This window comes from Azonexus sp. (assembly GCF_049652925.1).
Lineage (GTDB): Bacteria > Pseudomonadota > Gammaproteobacteria > Burkholderiales > Rhodocyclaceae > Azonexus.
The window spans coordinates 273859-293329 of record NZ_JBASFI010000024.1; the positions used below are offsets into that span (position 1 = coordinate 273859).

A 19471-nucleotide genomic window follows, 5' to 3' on the forward strand; every position below is an offset into this window, starting at 1 on the left:
AGCATTTCCAGCCAGATATGCCATGCGACCGTTGGTTTGAACGGGAGTTCAGTACTTTTGTCGCGGCACCGCCGACCGTAATGCCTAGTCATCATGAGCGATGCGACATTATGTCGCAGGAGGTGGCCTTCTGTGCCCCCTAGAATGGCCGTCCATCTGGTGGCTGCCGTCTTCCGTAGCCCACCGAAACGACCAAATCCAGAGAGCATTCGACATGGAAATCAAACACCTCTTTGTGCTCGGCTCGATTGCCCTGGCGATTAGTCATGCATTCGCGGAAGGAAGCGACTCGGCATATCTGTCTGATGTCACTGTCACTGTCACCGGAAGCCGTGAAGCAACCCCGTTGGCGGAATCGGCGAGTTCGGTCGGCGTTATCAAAAGGGAGTCGATTGCGCTGACCGCCCCGTCTCATCCCCAGCAATTGTTGGGGCAGATCCCCGGGGTAGCTGTGAATGTGACGAATGGCGAAGGCCATACGATGGGCATTCGGCAGAAAATCGGGACCGAACCAGTCTATCTTTATCTCGAAGACGGAATACCGATTCGAGCGACCGGTTTCTTCAACCACAATGCCCTCTATGAAATCAATCTGCCGCAAGCCGGCGGAGTAGAGGTCGTCAAGGGAATCGGCTCCGCTTTGTATGGCTCGGATGCCATCGGCGGTACCGTCAATATCCTGACGCCGGTGCCGACCAAAACATCGGGCGCTTCTGTCGGGCTGGAGGCCGGCAGCTATGGATGGCTTCGGCTATTGGGCAGCGCCAACTCGGGTACGCAGTCTTTTGGCGCGCTACGCGCCGACGTCAATGTTTCGCATACCGACGGTTGGCGAGACAACACGGCTTACGACCGGCAAAGCCTGAATCTGCGTTGGGATGCCGCGGCCGGGGACAGCACGCTGATCAAGACCATTCTGGGCGTCACGCATATCGACCAGCAAACCGGCGCCAATTCGGCATTGACACCGTATGAATATGCGAACACCCCGACCGTCAATGCTCGCCCGGTTGCCTATCGCAAGGTCGACGCCTTGCGTCTCTCTTCCAATTTCGACACCTTTCTCGACAACGACACACTGCTGTCGATAACACCTTACTTCCGTCACAACGCGATGGATCTCAACGGCTCGTACAACTTCAGTACGGCCGCAACGGGTGATCCCCGCATCGAGAAAACCAGCGTCGATTCCTTTGGCGTGCTGCTCAAGTGGCGTCGCGATTTCGAAGGAGCTTTGCGGCCCCGTCTGATCGCGGGCTTCGACTTCGATTACAGCCCGGGGCAACGCACGGAAAATGTCCTGGACTTCACGGGGTGTACGGTGGCCGGGACGGCCACCCGTTCGCAGAAATACAACTGTTACAGCGTGGGGCCGGTCATTTACGACTACGACGTTGTCTATACGAGCGCATCTCCCTATCTGCATGGCGAAATTTCGCCGTTCTCCAGGCTTCGCCTGACCGCGGCGGTGCGCTACGACCAGATCAGTTACAAGGGAAGCAACAATATCGCTGCGGCCGAGGTGGTCTTTGGCAGCAAGCATTACTACCAGTGGAGTTCGGCCGAGGCCAGCTTCTCCCGCCTGAGCCCTAAGCTGGGTCTGAACTACGAACTGGGGCCGGCGACCAACCTGTATGCCTCGTATAACCAGGGATTTCGGGCTCCGGCCGAATCCAACCTGTTCCGGTCCGGGCACGATACGACCTTCGCGCGTGCCCAACTCAAGGCAAACGACGCGCTCAACCTGAACCCGATTCTTGCGGAGCAGACGGAAATCGGTCTGCGCGGCGGGGTTTTTGGTTTGACCTACGACCTCACCGCCTACCAGCTCAAGAAAAAGAACGACATCCTCAGTCAGCGCGATTCGACGAACACCACGACCATATCGACCAACAATGGCAGCACCCGGCACGAGGGGGTTGAGCTGGGCGTGGGCAAGGCGTTCAACGATCACTGGCGACTCGATCTCGCCTACTCCTACGCCCGACACACCTACGACAGCTGGATCACCAGTACAGCCAACCTGAGCGGGAAGGAAATCGAGTCTGCGCCTCGCCGCATCGGCAATGTGCGGCTTGCCTGGACGCCGACAACGGCGACAACCGTGCAACTGGAATGGGTGCAGATGGGGTCTTACTGGCTCGATGCGGCCAATACCGGCAAGTATGAGGGCCACAGTCTTTGGAATGCCCGTTTTGCCCAGCAATTGAACAAAACGTTTTCGCTTTCCGCGCGCATCATGAATCTCGCGGACAAGCGGTATGCCGACAGCGCTGCCGGCACTGGCGCCGCGCCGACGCTTTCCCCGGGGCTGCCTCGTACGCTGTACGTCGGCCTCCAGGGGCAATGGTAAAGTTGGCTACGAATAATTTGCGGGATGAGGTATGAGGCGCTGGTTGACGGTGGCGATGGTGATCGCGATGGCGGCTTCGGCCGGTATCGCCGCCGCGGCGGGCGAACAGCATGGTCAGCACGGTTCTGCCATGGCGGTGAAATCGCGGCCGGCCCTGGCCGTCGGCGCAGCGCACGACCCGCGGGGCGTGCTTTGGGTGACCGGGCTGGACGATTCGGGGCATCTGTTCATACAGCCATGGGATGCTGGCCAAAAAGCCTGGGGGAAAGCGCAAGTGCTCGATGTCGGGAGCGACGTCATCTCTGCCGATGGAGAAAATCGCCCGAAAATCGCGTTTGGCCCCGACCACGTGGCGGTGATTTCCTACACGCAACCGCTATCCAGGCCGTACACCGGTGAAATTCGCCTTGTTCGTTCAGACGACGACGGCCGGAGTTTTTCCGCTCCACGAACCGTCCATGAGGACCGGCAAATCATTACCCACCGTTTTGACTCGATCCTCTTCGACGCGAATGGAAAATTGCACGTCGTCTGGATAGACAAGCGGGACCAGGTCCAGGGAGGCAAATATCGGGGCGCCGCCATCTACAGAACCGAATCCGCTGACGGCGGTTTGACATTCGGCGCCGATACCAAGGTCGCCGACCATAGCTGCGAATGCTGCCGTATCGCTCTTGCTGTCGCCCCGGAAGGTACTCCCGTCGCCTTGTGGCGCCACGTCTTCGAACCCAATATTCGCGATCACGCCTTCGCCAGCCTGACAGCAGGCACGCGAATCGTGCGCGCGACACAAGACAACTGGAAGCTGGATGCCTGTCCCCATCACGGTCCGGGACTCGCCCGGTCAGCCTCGGGGGGCTATCACGCGGTTTGGTTCGGTGAAAGAAACGGGGTGATGGGTGCCCGTTACGGCCGACTGAAACCCGACGGGCAAGCAGCCGGCAAGCCGGTCAATTTGCCCGACAATCAGGCTGAACACGCTGATGTCGCGAGCCTGGGCAGCAAGGTCGCCATCGTGTGGCGCAGCTTTGACGGACAACAGACCCGACTGCGCGCCTGGGTATCTGTTGATGATGGCGCGCATTTTGACCAGCGTGAACTTTCGTCCTCTAAACAGCAAAACGACCATCCCCGGATGGTCACCGGGCCGCAAGGCATATCGGTCGTATGGCGAACCCGTGATGAAATCTCCGTTTTTCCCATCACCTTCTGAGGCGACCCACATGCGGGGTTTGATCGCAAAATTCGCGTTTCTTTTCAGCTTGATCGGCCTGTTGGGCCAGTCCGGGGTGGCTTCTGCGGCCAGGCGCGTTGAGGCTTTCGGGATGGATACCTGGTCAGCGATCGCTCAGGGAGCCACACCCAAAGTGATTGTGTTTTCGACGACAGATTGCGTGCATTGCCCCAAGGCCATTGGCGCTCTGGCGAAATCCGCCCGCCGTTCGCCGCGCAAGCCCGAACTTGTTGTCGTGGTCATGGATGGCGCAGGTATGGAGGCCGAGTTGCTGGCCAGCCCGAATTATCTCGGAGCCAACCGGCTGTTTGTTTTTGCAGGAGACGACACGCAACTCCGGTATGCCGTGAATCCCGAGTGGCGAGGCTTGACCCCCTATGTCGCGTTGATATCGGCCGGTCAGGCGCCCCGATTCTTTGCTGGCTTGCCCCCTTTAGCAGCAAGCCGAGCATTCTTCCAGACGCCACTGTCTGCGCCTGCTCGTTAATCCCACGGTCGACCGGGAAAAAGCCCGAAAAATGAAATGCCCGCTGCGCCGCAACGGGCGCTTCAACGTTCCCGCAGCGCCGCTTCGATCAGCCGGCGCGAAATGCTGATCGGCTCGGGCAGGATGGGCAGGGCGTCGAGATGGAACCAGTCGGCCGCCTCGATCTCGTTCGGGTCCGGCGTGATCGTGCCGCCAGCGTAATCGGCGAAGAAGGCGACCATCAGCGAATTGGGGAAGGGCCAGGGTTGGCTGTGGAAATAGCGCAGGTTGGCGATCTCGATGCCGACTTCCTCGCGGACTTCGCGGGCAGCGCATTCTTCAAGCGTTTCGCCGGGTTCGACAAAGCCGGCCAGGGCGCTGAAGACGCCCGGCTTGAAATGCGGGCTGCGGCCGAGCAGCAGTTTGTCGCCATCACGCACCAGCACCATGACGGCCGGCGAAATGCGCGGGTAGGCGAGCAGGCCGCAGGCCGGGCAGTGCATGGCCAGTTCGCCGGATTTCATGGTGGTTGGCGTGCCGCATTTTCCGCAAAAACGGTGGTTGGCCTGCCAGTCGAGCAACTGTGTGGCGCGGCCGGCCAGCGCAAAGGTGTCGGGCCCGGCGATCTGAAATATGGCACGCAGCGGCGTTGCTTCGCCACCGGCGAGTTCGGGAAATTGCGCGACATCGGCGGCACGGCAGGGCAGGCCGTTCAGGTCGCCAACGTGCAGGGCATTTTCGGGGTGACCGAAATTGGCGGCCAGACCAGCGGGGAAGACTGATTCAGCACCGCTGATGGTCAGCAGGCGATGCTCGCAGCGCAGAATCCAGTAAGCGGGCTGGTTCATGGCCACGGCTCAGGCGGAAATGGTCTGCGCCGACGGGTTGGGCGGCAAGCGGTAGATCGTCGTTTCGGCATTCGGCGCCAGCGTGCCGAGGGCGAGGCTCAGGATGGAGATGAACAGGCTGGCGAAGAAGGCTGTCCAGAAGCCGGATATGGTGAAGCCGCTGACCATTTTTGCAACCAGCATGAGCAGTAGTGCGTTGATGACCAGCACGAACAGGCCGAGCGTGATCAGCGTCAGGGGCAGGGTCAGGAAGACGAGCAGCGGGCGCAACACGGCGTTGGCGAAACCGAGCAGCAGGGCCGAGATGATCAGCGCCGAGGTGCTCGAAAAGCGGATACCCTTGAAGACCAGGCTGGCGCCCCACAGGGACACGGCGGTGATGCCCCAATGGATGAAGAAGCCCAGCAGATTGTCGAACATGTTTTTGCCTTTGTGGAAGTGGGGGCTGCCTGATCAGGTGTAGAACGGCGCCCGGAATGCTGGATTTTACGGCTTATGGCAGGCGGATTTACTCCGGATCGGCCGGACGCTTGATCTCGGCGCGCAAGTAAGGTTCGTTGACACTCTGGAAAAACATCAGCGCGACGGCTTGCGGCGGGCCTTCCTTTTCCCAGGCGACGCGCTTGTAGCCGGGCATGATGCAGTCGTTGGCGAAGGTTTCCCCGGGCTGCAGCGGGTTCAGCGAGTTGAAATAGAGACGCTCCGGGCCGACAAAATAGGCAATCGAGGCGCGTGAGCGCGGAATGGGCACCGGCGGGTCGATGCCGTCGGGGCGGAAGCTGACCTTGAATTCACGCGGCTCGGCCGGATCGGTCGAGGCGGTGGCCGGAGAGAAATCGGTCTGCACGCGCTGGCCATTCTGGCGCCAGTAAAGGCGCAGGACCGGTGTCGGCTCGCGGGCCGACCACATCAGGTGGAGGTTCTGGCCATCCCGGCAAAAGATATCGCGCGTGCTGGTCGCGGTGTCGGACCAGTTTTCGCCCACCTTGCGGTCAATTCGCTCCAGTTCCACGCCGCCTGGTGCGATGAGCGACTGGGTGTAGATCAGGCCGACGGTCGGCAGATTGAAACGCTGGATGGGGCCTACGGCGTGGGGTAAAGCGGCGGCCGGCGCAGCCTGGAAGGCGCTTTGGGTCAGGCCGCGCGAAGTATGGAAAATCGGCCCCTGAGCCAGCGTCGCCGCGCCAAAGGGCAAGAGCATGACGAGCAGGCCGCTGGCCGCCATGAACAGGCTTTCGCCTTTGCTCAAGGCCGGCCGCAGCAGACGGCCACAGAGCGCATGGCCGGCGAACCAGACGAGCGGGCCAAGGACGAGCAGGGCGAGATAGAAATAGGCCAGTGCCTCCGGCCCCGATATCGCCATGCTCGGGATGACGATGACCCCCGCCGTGACAGGCAGCAGAATGAACAACGAGAGCAGGCGCAGCGACAGCCAGCTCCCGGCCTTGTCGCGGGCGGCGAAATGGCGGCGCTCGAGAAACAGGATCAGCCCGGTTGCCGCCAGCACGGCGACGCCGACGGCACCCCAGGCCCACTGGTCGAACAGGGACAGCTTGCTGAGGCTCGTCAGGAAATAGTTGATGTCCATATCGCGCTTTCATCGGGAGGCGGGCTGGAGGTACGGATGTCCTTGTCCCCCAGACTGGCCACAGAAAATGGCTGCAAACAGGTCGTCAGAATACTCAATTTTTCCGGCGCTGGCTGGCTAGGCGAAGGCGAGCGACAGCTGCGGCGAGGGTTCTGCCGCGATGATGGCTTCCATCGTCAGCGCATGCTGCGATGGGGTGTCCAGCATTGCCGCGAACTCGGCCTCGGGAAAGTCGGCGTGATCGCTCAGCCAGAAGCTGCTTTCGTCACGATCAAGCATGACCGGCATGCGGGGGTGAATCGGGCCGACGGTGGCATCGGCGGCGGTAGTCAGAATGGCGCAGGTGGTTCCGGCCAGCGGATGGTGATCGAAAATGCCGGCGAATACGAGCAGCTCGCCATTGGCTTCGCTGATGCGCATTTTCTGTTTTCCACCGGCCAGCGTCTGCCATTCATGAAAAGCCGTGGCGGGGATGAGGCAGCGGTTTCGTTTCAGGATCTTGCTGTAAAACGGCTTGCTGGCCAGCCCCTCGCCGGGCAGGGTGAGCAGCGGGCTGCGCGGTGGCTGGTCGAGAAAGCTGCCAACCAGCCCCCAGCCGGCAACGCTGCCGACAAAACCGGGGTTGCCGGCGGTGATCATCAGCACCGGGTCGTTTGGCTGCATTTCGCCGCTGCGGGGCTGCTCGCCGTGGCCAGAGTGAAGTTGCGGAAAGCGCCTGTTCAGTGCCCTGATCCTGGCCTTGAGTTCGTAGCATCCGCACATGGCGGCGTCTCCGGGGTTACGATATACAGTAGTTTATACAGTATTTTTGAGGTGCACAAGGCTGATCTTTTCGGCCCGCCGGGTTACCGTCGTGACATTTCATTTTTGGCCGATATTTCCAGTTGACCGTGGGAACCGGTCTAGGCGTTCCTGCCGTGCATGACGATGCGCGAAACGAACCAGATGGCCACCAGATTGGCCGCGACGGCGACGTAGCCGACCAGTGAATAGCCGACGATGCGGCCGCTGGCGTCGAGCGAGGTGAGGAAGCCGGCCAGTGTCGTGGCGAGGCCCATGGACAACGACTGGACGGTGCTGTTGAGCGACATGAAGGTGCCGCGCAGTTTGGGCTGGGCGGACGACGCGATGATGGCCATGGACGGGATCATGCGCCCCGAGATGAGCACGAAGAAGCTGGCCGAGATGATCAGCCAGACCCACAGCGGCAGCACGCCGGCGTGGGTGAGAACCAGCGTCGGCACCATGGCGAGCAGGGCGACCAGCCGATAGACCTCGACCTTGCCGTGCTTGTCGGCCCAGTGCCCGATCAGGCGGGCGCTGATGAAGGTGGCCGAGCCGCCGACCAGATAGACGATGGGGATGTCGGTCTGGGCGATGCCGACGTTATTGACGGCATAGACCGTGATGTACGGAATGATCGTGAAGCCGGAAAAGATGATCAGCGCCGAGAAGAGCAGGGCGCGCCGGTGGTTGGCGTCGCCGAGCACGCTGAAGGTGGCCGAGAGCAGGTGGGCGCGCTTTTCCTCGCTGAGGTGGTGGCGCAACTGGGGCAGAAAGCGCAGGCCGATGCCGAGGAAAACGACGCACAGCGCGGCGATCAGCACGAAGGGCGCGCGCCAGCCAAAGTGATTGGCCAGCCACAGCGAGAGCGGCACGCCGGCGATGGTCGACAGCGAGAAGGCGCTCGACACGATGCCGCTGGCCCGCCCTCGGCGCGAAAAAGGGATGGCGTCGGCGATCATGGTCTGGACCAGGGCGCCCATGATGCCGCCGAAGACGCCGGCCATGCCGCGCGCCAGGATCAGCGTCGAATAGCCCGGTGCCAGGCCGCAGGCCAGTGTGGCCAGGCCAAACAGCGTGAAGACGATGAGCAACAGGCGCTTGCGCTCGAAAAGATCGACAAAGGTCGCCGCCAGAATCCCCGACACCGCCGCGCTGAAACTGTAGGAGGCGACGAGCAGCCCGAACTCATGCGTGCCGATGCCAAAGGCCGCCATGAGGATAGGCCCGAGCGGCATCATGATCATGAAATCGAGCACGTGGCTGAACTGGATGCCGGCCAGCGTCAGCAGGAAGAAACGTTCGGTACGGGGCGAAAGGGCGGTGGACATGGGGGCGGGAAAAGCGGCGTGGCCGGCAAGGATACGCTGTCCGGGGCGGCAGTCGCTAGCGCCCCGAATAATTCAAGGACAGCGCATCAGCTCGCCACAAAGGTATCCGGCATCTGCAGGGCGATGACCTCGCCGCGCGCCGTGGCCACGCCGTCGGCGTACACGGTGGCCTCGACAACGACCTTGCGGCCCTTGATTTCCTTCACCTTGCCGCGAATTTCGAGGACCGGGCCGAGCGGTGTCGGCTTGAGGTAGCTGACCTGCAGCGAACCGGTGACGAAACGAAAGGCCGGCAGGCTGTCCATGCTGCGATTCTCGGCCTTGTACATCGCGGCGGCCGCCGTTCCCGTGCCGTGGCAGTCAATCAGCGAGGCGAGCAGGCCGCCATAGACAAAGCCGGGGATGGCCGTGTGTTCAGGGCGCGGCTGGAAATGCGTGACGGTTTCGTCGCCCTCCCAGAAAGTCTTGATCTGATGGCCGTGCTCATTGTTGCGGCCGCAGCCGTAGCAGTGCGCCAGAGTCTCCGGGTAGTAATCCTGAAAGGCCTGCATGCTGTCTCCTTGTTATTGGCAAAGCGGCATCGTAGGCGAGGCGGCGCGCATCGGCCACTGTTCAGGCGGACAGGCGACGTGCAAATTCAGCCAGCGGCGGCATCACATTTGATTTTTGGCCAATATTTCCAGTTGACCGTGGAATCCGCAGAAAACGCCTAGCAGCACTCTTCCTCTATCTGCAGCAACAGGGTCAGGGCCTCTTCATCGTTCCAGCTTTCGAAAAAGTCGCGGAACTGGTTGATGTTGGAATGGATCAGGAACAGGTCGTCGGGCGTGGTGACGGCATTACCGGTGCGCTTTTTGGCGAAATATTCCCAGAAGGCATTGCTGCGGCCCGGGATGGCCAGTTGCCGGTCGAGGTATTCCATTAGCCGGCGGGCATTGCCGGCGCAGTCGATGTCCTGGAAGCTGACGTAGCGGTCGGTCTTGCGGCAAGCGCATTGTTGAGACATGGCGTTCTCCCTGAAAGTTGTCGGGAAGAACTTTAGCCGGCCGGGCTGCCGGCTGTCCGTCGGCTGGCCGACGTTTTGACTCAGGGCAACGGAGAGCAGCGCGCCTTGAGGGCGTCAAGCGAAGGGACGAGCAGGCTGCGCCGGCTCTGGCGGAGCAGGACGCCTTCGCGCTCCCACTGGTTGATCAGCGAGGAAATGCTTTGCCGCGTCGTGCCGAGCAGGCTGGCGATGTCCTGCATGCTGAAATCGAGCGGCACCAACCAGCCGTGTTCCTGACGCAGTCCGCGCCGTTCGGCCAGTTGGCAGAGAAAGCGGGCGAGCCGGGCCGGCACTTCGCGAAAGGCGAGGTCTTCGATGAGCCCGACGGCATTGCTCAGCAGGCGGCCCATGACGCGCATCATGACCGGCGTTACCGATGGGTCGGTGGCCAGCTTGCGGGCGAAGGTCGGCGTGTCGATGAGCCAGATGCTGGTCGGTACGACGGCTTCGACATAGGTCGGCGTGTGGGTCGTGTAAATGTCGCCGGCCTCGAGAAAACTCAGGTTGAGCTCACGGTTGTCGCCAGCCAGATAAACGCGCAAACGACCGGACTGCACCATGAGTACCTGATTGTGCGGGCTGTCGGGAGTCGACAGCAGATAGCCTTTGGGCACATCGCGCAGCGTAAAGCCGTCGAGCAATCCAGCCGCTGCCTCGCCTTGCGCCTGGGCAGCAAAATCGGGGCGGGCGAGGTGGGCGTGGGCGTGCATGGAGAAGCTCACGCAAAAGGAATGCCCGAAGCCAAGATGTTGATTAAATGCGCTTGTTTTAAATTGCTGACGGCAATTGCCGGCTTTCCGACAGGCTGCTCGGGGCAAGTCCGACAAAACCCGAGCAGCAAATAGCCGAACCAAAATGGGTGACGCTACTCAAATACCATGTGGCCGCCATCCCCCTTGTCGTTTCCCAACAGGCGATGCCCATCCCCCGGCCACATTCCCTGCTCAAGAATGAGAGGTTTGCCATGAAAATATCCCCAAACTATCGCCTGGCCCTGCCGGGCATCCTCGCGGCAACAGCCGTTGCTCTGGCAATGTTTGCAACGCCAGCCATCGCCGACGACCTGAGTTTCAAACTTTCCGGAGCCATGGAAGTGCCGCCCGTCACCACCAAGGCCTCCGGTGATGGCATGATCACCATCAAGCCCGACATGACCGTCAGCGGCAAGGTCATGACCAGCGGGCTGGTCGCCACGATGGCCCATATCCACATCGGCAAGGCCGGCGCCAATGGGCCGGTGATCATCACCTTGATCAGGAGCGGCGACAACGACTGGGCGGTGCCCACCGGCAGCAAGCTGAGCGAGGCGGAATACAAGGCCTATCAAGCCGGCGAGTTGTACGTCAATGTGCATTCCGCCGAGCACAAACCGGGCGAAATCCGCGCCCAGTTGATGCCACCGATGACCCCCAAGACGACTTACTGAAAACGGACCGATCGCATCTCAATGAGCCAAACCCTCTACGACTTCAGCGCCCAGCGCCTGAACGGTGATCAGCAAAGTCTCGACGCCTATCGCGGCAACGCCCTGCTCATCGTCAATACCGCCAGTCAATGCGGCTTCACGCCGCAATATGCCGGCCTCGAAGAACTCTACCGGCGCTTCAAGGACCGGGGCTTTGTCGTTCTCGGCTTTCCCTGCAACCAGTTCGGTGCGCAGGAGCCGGGCGATGCCGAAGCCATCGGGCAGTTCTGCCAGACGCGTTTCGACGTCACCTTCCCGCTCTTCGCCAAGATAGACGTCAACGGCGACAACGCCCATCCGCTCTACGCCTGGCTCAAGCATGAAGCGGCCGGCATTCTGGGTACCGAGGCGATCAAATGGAATTTCACCAAATTCCTCGTCGACCGTGAAGGCAAGGTGGTCCATCGCTATGCCCCGGGGACGCAGCCGGGCGAACTGGTGGAGGCAGTCGAAGCCCTGCTTTAAGGCGCGGGCCGGGAGGCCATCATGCTCTCCCGGCCGACAGCCATTTCAGCAGTGTCTGGTAGAGGTGTTCGGGGCGGACCGGCTTGGCGAGATAGTCCTTCATTCCCGCCTTGAGGCACTCTGCCCGGTCTTCGGTAAAGGCATTGGCCGTCATTGCGATGATCGGCGTCTGCTGGTTGAGCGATTCGGCAAGAATCGCCCGGGTGGCCGAAAACCCGTTCATTATCGGCATCTGGATATCCATCAGGATGGCCGCATAGATCTGCTGCCCGGCCCGCTCAACGGCTTGCTCGCCATTGTCGGCAACATCGACGAGCAGGCCGACATCCTCGAGTATGTCGCGGGCGACTTCCTGATTCACCAATTCGTCTTCGACGAGCAGGATGCGTTTGTCCCGATGCTGGCGGCGAATCCGGCTCGCCTCTGATTCGGCAAGCGGCGCACTTTCATTGGCTGCAGCCTTGGTGGATTTCGGCAGGCTTATCTCGAACCAGAAGTCGCTGCCTTGCCCGAGCCTGCTTTCAACGCCGATTTTGCCGCCCATCAGCCCGACCAGGCGTTTGCTGATGGCCAGGCCGAGGCCCGTGCCGCCGTATTTTCGGGTCATCGAGTTGTCTGCCTGGACGAACGGCGAAAACAGCCGCGTCTTGTCGTCGGCGCTCAGACCGATGCCGGTATCGATCACTTCAAAGCGCAACAGCGCCTTGCTCTGGCTCGATTCGCGCTCGATGACGCGGATGGTCAGGCTGCCATGTTCGGTAAATTTGATGGCGTTGGCCGCCAGATTGATCAGCACCTGCCCGAGGCGCAAGGGGTCGCCAACGAAGACCCGGTTGGCCAGACCCGGCGCCACATCGGTCTGCATTTCAAGTCCCTTGGCCTGCGCCTTTTCGCCAAGAAGGTTGAAGATACTGTCGATGATGGGCTGAAGGGTGAAGTCGGCTTTTTCGAGAACCAGCCGGTCGGCCTCGATCTTGGAAATATCGAGGATGTCGTTGATCACCGAGAGGAGGTGATCGGCGGCGAATTTGGCCTTGTCGAGCTGATCCTTGCCTTTGGGATCGGTCATCCGGAAGCTGGCCAGCCGGATCATGCCGGTGATGCCGTTGAGCGGCGTGCGCAGTTCGTGGCTCATGTTGGCGAGGAAGGTGCTCTTGGCGCTGCTCGCTGCCTCGGCCGTATCCTTGGCGGCATGAAGCTCGGCTGTCCTCGCCTCGACCAGGGACTCCAGATGGTTGCGGTAGGAATCGAGCTCGCGCTCCGACTGCTTGCGTGCCGTAATGTCGCGGGTGACTGCCAGATGGGCGATTTCACCGCCCATCTGAATGGGGACGGCGTGCGACTCCATGATGCGGCGTTCGCCATTGAGCCCGATGATGGCGAATTCGCGCATGGCGCTCTGGCCGCTGATCACCTCCTGGTGCAGTTCGCAGAAGGTTCGGTGATCCTCGGGCGCGACAAGATCGAGAACGGGGCGGCCGGCCACCTGATCGAGCGAGCTGGCCGCGATCATGCCCAGACCGGCTGGATTCATCTCCACCAGCCGTCCTTCCTTGTCCACCAGCTTGACGCATTCAGGCTCGGTCTCGATGATCGTTCGCAATCTGCCTTCGCTGAGCGTCAGGCGCATCCGGTCCTTTTCCGAACGCCCCAGCAGCCTGAACAGGAAGGTGCCAAGCAGGGCCGAGAGCAGGAAGAAGCCGGCCACCATGGCAGTCGTTTTCAGTGTTTCCCGTCGCCAGCCGGCCAGATAGCTGTCGCTTGGAATGGAGACGATGGCCAGCATGGGGGCGTTTTTCAAGAGCCGGAACGACGCAGTCTTATCGAGTCCATCCGATGAATTGGCGGTATGGAAGGTGGCGGATTTGACGCCCGATTCGAGCAGCGTGCGAAGCTCTTCTGAAATAGTGGTATTGCCCACCTGAGCCGCCGGCAGGTTGGCGTCTGCAGGGAATCGCGCGATGATCCCCTGATCCTCGTCGCGCAGGATCAAAGCGCTGTCCGGAGGGAGTTGGTACTGCGCCAGAAGCTCGGCAAAATAGCTGACGGCAATCGGCGCCGAAACCACGCCGGCAAAGCGGCCATCCCTGTCGTTGAAGCGGCGCGAAAAATTGACGATGTATTGTTTGGCGACCCGCCCTAGGCGGGGCTTGCGAAAAAACACTTCCCCGTCAGCATTTTTCTTGTGGTGGTTGAAGTAATCGCGGTCAGCCCAGGAAACAGCCGCCTTCCTGTTGACCCCGGTCCCGAGAAAAACCAGGCCGGAAGCATCGGCAATGCGCAGCCCCTCAAGTTCGGGAAGTCGCTCCTGGCTCCGGGCGATAAGTCCGCTGATGGCCGCTTCATCAATCCCGCCCGCCGCCAGCTGCTGCTCCAGCTCATCGACAATGGTGTGCAGGATCAGGTCAATGCTGCGAATGCTGCCGGAAACAGACTGATCGAGCGAACGCACGACATTTTGCGTCAGCGTCCGGGCCTGCTCTTCGTAAAGCGCCTTGCTGCGTTCGACCGAGAAATACGCCAGCACAAACACCAGCAGATTGGCGCCGACCAGCCCGGCGACCAAAAACAGTCGAGCCCGCTGGGTTGGCGTCATGCTTCGATAACCGGTCATGTTTATTGCTGCAACAATGTGTTCTGAAAGTGGCCGTTTGGCGATTTCGGCATTTTGTCAGAACTGGCCGCATTACCCCTCAATTTTTTAGGGCTATTGGAGAGTTATTCCACGCTCGACCGGTCATGCAAGTGGCTGCACGGGCGAGCCGGACAATCTGCCGCCATCGGCCCGGCCGCCGCAGCGTCCACCAGACATTTCATTTTTTGGGCAAAATTTCCGGTTGACCGTGGGAACAACCGTTTTCCCGGGCGCCAGCCGTCGCTTAATCGGCGCCGGAAGCCGGCCCCAGCTTGCCGCCCGAAGCCATCACCCGGTCGCTCAGCGACTGCAGCGTTGCCTGCGCATCGGCCGCCGCCTCCTGCATCTCGTCAGCCGTCAACGGCCGAACCAGCGCCTCCAGCTCGATCCGCTGAATGTTCGGGCACTTGCCAACGACGCCCTGGACAATGCTGTCCACCTTCCTCGCGCCTAGCCCGAACAACACCTTTTCCAGCACGAAAACGCGGACCACGATGATGTCCTCCTCGCTCTGCGCCGTCGCCTGCACCGCCTCGATCTCCTTGCGCAGATAACCGCGGAACTTGAGCGCAGTGACATCCGCCGGCACCTGCAGGATGGAAGAACGGAATTGGCCTTGGATCATGGTTGGGCTGAAAACGGGAAAGCGGCGATTTTCGCAGAAGGGCGGGGAAGGAGAAAGCCTGAATTCCGATCGTCGGCCTGCGGCACCCCTTCGCCCGGCGAAGCATTGGCCAGGGCGGCTTCCACGGTCAACCGGAAATAAGCGGCAAATTTGGAATGACGACCGCCCCCGGGAAAGCTCCCGACAAGGCCAAGGTTTGTCATTTATGGCAAAACGCACGCCAACAGGTGTCACGCCTGGCAAGCCTGATCAAACGGATTTTCTTGTTTCGCCGCACAAACTCGCGGTATTCGCCTGTCTGGAGCGGACTTTGAGCACAGACGCCTCTCCGGCATGCATGTTGCTGTTGGTTTTGCCTCAAGCCACCCCGCCACAGCGGCCATGAAGACTTGGCAAAAGGGCTGGCGCAACACTTGAGAAAATGACATGGAAACAATCGACCAAACTACCGAAACACCCTATCAACGCATCGGCGGCGAAGGCGCCATCCGCAAACTGGTTGACCGCTTCTACCAGCTGATGGACGAACTACCCGAAGCCTACACGGCGCGCAAAATTCACCCGCAAGACCTCACCGAATCAGGCAACAAGTTTGTCGATTTCCTCTCTGGCTGGCTCGGCGGCCCGCAGCTATACGTCGAAAAATACGGCCCGCCCATGCTCCGGCGTCGCCACATGCCCTACGCCATCGGTCCGGAGGAGCGCGACCAATGGCTGATGTGCATGAAGCTCGCGCTCGAAGAGTCGGTCACCGACGAGTCCCTGCGCGCTGCCTTGTACGAGCAATTCGTCCGTATCGGCGAATTCATGCGCAACCGTGGCGAGAGCGTTCAATCCTGCGGTTGCGGGCACTGATTATTCGCCCTTCGGCGGGCACTGAATAAATAGGGGTCTTGTTCTTCTGGCAAATGCTGTGCCGCGCTGGTGCGGCTTCTACGGTCAACCGGATTTACTGCGTGAAACGTAAAAAGGCGCCAAAACAGAAAAGGGGAAAAATTGCCAACCCTCATGGTGCAGCGTGGAATTTATAAAAACAACACACATTGTTTGTTGCAACGCAGCATGATTCTGCGACAATAGGAACTGTCTCCTCCATCTCCTCCAAGAAATGGATTTATGCCCGCCTAGCGCGGGCATTTTTTTGTCCGGATCAATGACGCGCAGGGAGAACCGGTGTGCTTCGGCACCATTCGCAAGGACAAAAAAGAAGCCCGTCTAACGCGGGCTTTCAGATGGTTTGTCTCCTCCACCCGAAAAAATAATGTCGGTCGGACGCCAAGCGTCCAAGTGGAGCGGAATTATCTCTGGTTAAACCAATTTTGTATAGATGAATTTCAACCCCGCAGCAACGGCGCGGGAGGCCAAGCAAGTCATCAGCAAATTCGCCGCAACAGCTGCATACCCGATTCACAAAAAAGAGGGATAACCTGTATGGCGCTGGCGACCGGATTTAATTCGACCCTGGCACCTTTAATTTGCTGAACTGGCAGCAGCTCAGCGGCAGTTGATCTAGGCTGTATAGGGTTTGGCTTTCCGGCATGAAGCGGCGAGACTCAACAAACTGATACCTAACAGCACCAACGTATCTGGTTCTGGTACCTGTTGTATTGGCGTGTAGTCATAAGTTACGGATAGCAGCGCATGCAAGGAGATTAAGGGCACGTTTGGCATGCCACTGTGATCTTCCGTTATTAGCCGACTGAACAGCAATAAGTTTGAATGTGCAAACTCAGCAGTCAGACCATTGATCAGAGTGGGAGGGATGTTTGGACCGCTGGTGTTACTGGGCAATGCAAATCCCAAAAGGTCACTCAAATCATCAAAAACGAAGTCGAAATTGAATGCCTTTTGAAACATATACCCTTCACCGGGTATGCCCGTAGCCACTGTGCTAAATAGATAGGTGGCCGGTGTGCTGAATCCAAACCCGTCAAGCCCCACTGCGCCATAGAGAGCGTGATCTACCTTGAAATTGACGCCATACGGTACGGGCGTGGGAACCAATCCACCCCAAACCATGTTGGGGGTGTACGTCCCGGATACTGATAAAAAACCATTCAAATTCAGTTGAACGCTATTAAGCGTACCTAGCGATTGATCAAAGGTCTGAATGGAGTTGTTGGTTACTGAAACTACTGGGCCTGACTGGTCAATAGAAATGAATTGATTAACGATTGATGCTTGTGAGTGAGATGAAAAACCTACAGACGTCAGCAGCAAAAACAGCAGCTTTACATATTTCATGGTGACCCCCTGATAATAATTCGGCGCGGGTTCCTTTATTTGTAATGCATGTAATGGAACTCTGTTCGGTTGCGCTATGGAAACCTGCCGAGAAACTTTACCTCGAATGATGGTGTCCGATTCAATCGCGCATATTTTGTGCCGCCTAAAATTAGAACCGATAAAACATGGGGTTATGGTTTCATTCCGCCATTGAAGCTTCGGTGTTGTAAGAAACTTCGACAGTATTGGCGTTAAAGAGAGTGTCCCCGATGTGACCGTCTTCCGGCGGCAAAGGTAAACGCCGGGATGGTGGCCGTCGGCGTAAACAATAGGTGTCAGACCCCTATTGTTCCCTTTGTTCCATTGCCGCTGTACAGCTTATGGTCAGCCACGAGGAACTCCACAGCGTATAGACTGCCTTAAGCCCATCTTTTACGGAATCAAGTCATCACTCATGAAAACAGTCGTCAGAGCCTTCTTCAAAACGCTTCGTATCATTCTCGGCCCCTTCATGCTTCTCGGCGAATTCGTCACACGGCCGAAGGCCATGTTGCGGCCAGCCGCGAGTCAGGCCGGGGTTGATCAGCAGTGCGCCAGCCTCGTCCTCTATCAGTACAAAACCTGCCCGTTCTGCATCAAGGTGCGCCAGGAGATGCGGCGTCTGGCGCTCGATGTGCAAAAGCTGGATGCGCAACAACCGGGCGCCAACCGGGATGATCTGGTAAGTGGTGGTGGCAAGGCGAAAGTGCCCTGCCTGAAAATCACCGATCCGGCCGGCAAGACCCAGTGGCTGTACGAATCCGGCGAGATCATCAAGTATCTGCGCAGCCGTTTTGCTGCCGCCTGACGTAAACCGGCGATATTGAACGGCCCGTTTGTCAGCTTGTTTGAGCAGCAGCCTCGGCTTCATTCAAGTCAGGCTGCTGTTCTTCATTCACGCTAAAACCACCAGTTCAGGCAATACCGTGCGTCGCGTTGTAATTGGCCAGTGCCTTGGCCTGCTGCCTGGTCGGTTTGGCCGGGTCACCCAGGCCAAATTCGGTCTGCAGGGACGCCATGTTGGTGTCGATATAGCCAATGACGCGCGACAGATTGTCCAGACGGTTATTAATGAAATTGCCGGCTGAATTCAACAGCTCAGCCGACTTGGCAAAATTGGCAGTGAATTCGTGCAGGGCGCCCATTGCCGCCGTCTTGTTGCTGGCCAGCACGGCATCCAGCCGGGCGTTATCCACGGTCGCCAGCTTTGTCACCGGATCAATGCTCAGGCCGAGGTCGGCCATGCCGTGCAGTCCGTCCTTGGCCCCATTGAACGGATTGGCGATGCTCTGCTCCAGTTCCCACTGCGACACCCTGGCCGCCTGCGTGCCCGCCAGCATGCCGCCATCCTGCACCTCACTGCCGAAGCGCTGCATCCAGCCATTGTAGGCATTGGCAAATGCCTGCACGCGGCTGCGGATATCCTCGCCGCTGGTCGATGCATCGGTGCTGCCCAGCTTGATAGCCTCCTGCTGCAGCGTCGAAACGTAGGACTTCATATCGCCCATTTCGGACGCCTCGGCCTTGTAGGCGACGGCCATGGCGTTGATGTCCGTCATCATCCGGTAGGCCGACTCCGGATCGAATAGCGCCATGTTGCGCCCCGCCGCCGAAACGCCATTCGTGCCACTCACGCTGGCGGCGCTGCCCAGCAAGGCATCCAGAGACGAAGTGCCAGCCGTTTTGCCGGCCCCGAGAATATCGGCGAAGTTCGCCCCACCCGACACCTTGCCCGAGCCCAGCGCAGACGAAACCAGCGAACCGACCGTTTGCGATTGAATACTGGCCATCTGCAACTTCAGCGCAGACGAAAAATCCACCGCCCCCGCCGAACCTGTCACCGGCGTCGTCGCCTTGCCGCCCAGGAGCTTTGAGAAATCGAAACTGTTGCTATTGATTCCATTGACCGACATAACGCCTCCAACTGTTTGGAAGGCCAAAGGCCCTCGTCCTGCTTCATGTCCTGTTACAAGCAACAATTACACCGGTGTCCCGCATGGCCTTGGGACGTAGTGGCGCAAAGCCGAACCTCCCGGCCGGCCCGCTTGCAGCACAAGGAACCCGAAGGTAGCGGAACGTGCCGGGCAGAGCTTCAACGGTCAATGACAGACCTGAAAACAACCGACACGTTCCCGGCAAGCAGGTGATTATTGCCGGCTAAGCGGCAAGACCAAGCAGGAAGAAACCGGCCGATTTTTTGAGCTATTTTTGGCAGCTGACCGAATAGAGATGGGGGTCTGACCCTGAGGTTTCCCCTCATATTTTTACTCCTTGAGTGGCAGCCAACGCTTGGTGATGAATCAACGGCAAGGCATCCGTGATCGGTAGTCGTCGCAGCCAGTTGCCGCCTGCATCGATGATGCGGCGG

At 59.7% G+C, this 19471-nt stretch carries 19 protein-coding genes; 7 read left to right on the plus strand and 12 right to left on the minus strand.

Going from position 1 to position 19471, the window contains the following annotated elements; genetic code table 11:
• The first annotated feature begins 214 nt into the window (after positions 1-214).
• From WBK19_RS13570 to WBK19_RS13580, 3 genes are read left to right on the plus strand one after another with little or no spacing between them, the layout of a single operon-like run.
• Positions 215-2353, plus strand: coding sequence for a TonB-dependent receptor (locus tag WBK19_RS13570; protein ID WP_511290557.1), 2139 nt, complete (start codon positions 215-217; stop codon positions 2351-2353).
• Positions 2354-2384: 31 nt separating this feature from the next.
• Entirely contained in the window at positions 2385-3566 is a 1182-nt protein-coding gene (locus WBK19_RS13575; RefSeq protein ID WP_511290559.1) for a sialidase family protein, read from the plus strand.
• A gap of 10 nt (positions 3567-3576) precedes the next feature.
• The gene (locus tag WBK19_RS13580; protein WP_511290561.1) at positions 3577-4074 is read left to right on the plus strand and encodes a hypothetical protein; all 498 of its coding nucleotides are present in this window, start codon (positions 3577-3579) and stop codon (positions 4072-4074) included.
• 62 nt (positions 4075-4136) lie between these two features.
• Here WBK19_RS13580 and nudC read toward each other — a convergent pair whose 3' ends face one another.
• From nudC to WBK19_RS13620, 8 genes are all read right to left on the minus strand, one after another.
• A complete protein-coding gene (gene nudC / locus WBK19_RS13585; RefSeq protein WP_511290563.1) occupies positions 4137-4901 on the minus strand; it encodes an NAD(+) diphosphatase in 765 nt (254 codons plus the stop codon).
• A 9-nt stretch (positions 4902-4910) separates the two neighbouring features.
• Complete coding sequence (locus tag WBK19_RS13590; RefSeq protein WP_511290565.1) at positions 4911-5321, minus strand: phage holin family protein; 411 nt, start codon at positions 5319-5321, stop codon at positions 4911-4913.
• A gap of 88 nt (positions 5322-5409) precedes the next feature.
• Complete coding sequence (locus WBK19_RS13595; protein WP_511290567.1) at positions 5410-6489, minus strand: hypothetical protein; 1080 nt, start codon at positions 6487-6489, stop codon at positions 5410-5412.
• A 117-nt stretch (positions 6490-6606) separates the two neighbouring features.
• Entirely contained in the window at positions 6607-7251 is a 645-nt protein-coding gene (locus tag WBK19_RS13600; protein ID WP_511290569.1) for an SOS response-associated peptidase, read from the minus strand.
• A gap of 140 nt (positions 7252-7391) precedes the next feature.
• Positions 7392-8603, minus strand: a complete 1212-nt coding sequence (locus WBK19_RS13605) for an MFS transporter (protein WP_511290570.1) — start codon at positions 8601-8603, stop codon at positions 7392-7394.
• Positions 8604-8689: 86 nt separating this feature from the next.
• The gene (locus WBK19_RS13610) at positions 8690-9154 is read right to left on the minus strand and encodes a PaaI family thioesterase (RefSeq protein WP_511290572.1); all 465 of its coding nucleotides are present in this window, start codon (positions 9152-9154) and stop codon (positions 8690-8692) included.
• 158 nt (positions 9155-9312) lie between these two features.
• Positions 9313-9609, minus strand: a complete 297-nt coding sequence (gene cowN / locus WBK19_RS13615; RefSeq protein ID WP_511290574.1) for a N(2)-fixation sustaining protein CowN — start codon at positions 9607-9609, stop codon at positions 9313-9315.
• Between the two features lie 80 nt (positions 9610-9689).
• The gene (locus WBK19_RS13620; protein ID WP_511290576.1) at positions 9690-10370 is read right to left on the minus strand and encodes a Crp/Fnr family transcriptional regulator; all 681 of its coding nucleotides are present in this window, start codon (positions 10368-10370) and stop codon (positions 9690-9692) included.
• A gap of 242 nt (positions 10371-10612) precedes the next feature.
• On the opposite strand from WBK19_RS13620, the gene WBK19_RS13625 reads away from it, so the two are divergent.
• Both WBK19_RS13625 and WBK19_RS13630 read left to right on the plus strand, forming a co-directional pair.
• Positions 10613-11074: a CHRD domain-containing protein gene (locus tag WBK19_RS13625; protein WP_511290578.1), complete on the plus strand. Its 462-nt coding sequence runs from the start codon at positions 10613-10615 to the stop codon at positions 11072-11074.
• A gap of 21 nt (positions 11075-11095) precedes the next feature.
• Positions 11096-11578, plus strand: a complete 483-nt coding sequence (locus WBK19_RS13630; RefSeq protein ID WP_511290580.1) for a glutathione peroxidase — start codon at positions 11096-11098, stop codon at positions 11576-11578.
• Positions 11579-11597: 19 nt separating this feature from the next.
• On the opposite strand, the gene WBK19_RS13635 is transcribed toward WBK19_RS13630, so the two are convergent.
• Together WBK19_RS13635 and WBK19_RS13640 are read right to left on the minus strand one after the other, a co-directional pair.
• Positions 11598-14192, minus strand: a complete 2595-nt coding sequence (locus WBK19_RS13635; RefSeq protein ID WP_511290582.1) for an ATP-binding protein — start codon at positions 14190-14192, stop codon at positions 11598-11600.
• A gap of 265 nt (positions 14193-14457) precedes the next feature.
• Positions 14458-14838 carry a hypothetical protein gene (locus WBK19_RS13640; RefSeq protein WP_511290584.1) on the minus strand — a complete coding sequence of 127 codons (381 nt, stop codon included), beginning with the start codon at positions 14836-14838 and terminating at the stop codon, positions 14458-14460.
• A gap of 426 nt (positions 14839-15264) precedes the next feature.
• Here WBK19_RS13640 and WBK19_RS13645 point away from each other — a divergent pair, with 426 nt between their 5' ends.
• The gene (locus WBK19_RS13645) at positions 15265-15693 is read left to right on the plus strand and encodes a group II truncated hemoglobin (RefSeq protein ID WP_511290586.1); all 429 of its coding nucleotides are present in this window, start codon (positions 15265-15267) and stop codon (positions 15691-15693) included.
• A gap of 654 nt (positions 15694-16347) precedes the next feature.
• Here the strand turns inward: WBK19_RS13645 and WBK19_RS13650 are convergent.
• A complete protein-coding gene (locus WBK19_RS13650) occupies positions 16348-17082 on the minus strand; it encodes a PEP-CTERM sorting domain-containing protein (protein WP_511290588.1) in 735 nt (244 codons plus the stop codon).
• A gap of 436 nt (positions 17083-17518) precedes the next feature.
• On the opposite strand from WBK19_RS13650, the gene WBK19_RS13655 reads away from it, so the two are divergent.
• Positions 17519-17911 (plus strand): glutathione S-transferase N-terminal domain-containing protein, encoded by a 393-nt coding sequence (locus WBK19_RS13655; RefSeq protein WP_511290590.1) that lies wholly within the window; start codon positions 17519-17521, stop codon positions 17909-17911.
• Between the two features lie 106 nt (positions 17912-18017).
• Here WBK19_RS13655 and WBK19_RS13660 read toward each other — a convergent pair whose 3' ends face one another.
• Positions 18018-19016, minus strand: a complete 999-nt coding sequence (locus WBK19_RS13660) for a hypothetical protein (protein WP_511290592.1) — start codon at positions 19014-19016, stop codon at positions 18018-18020.
• Between the last annotated feature and the right edge of the window lie 455 nt (positions 19017-19471).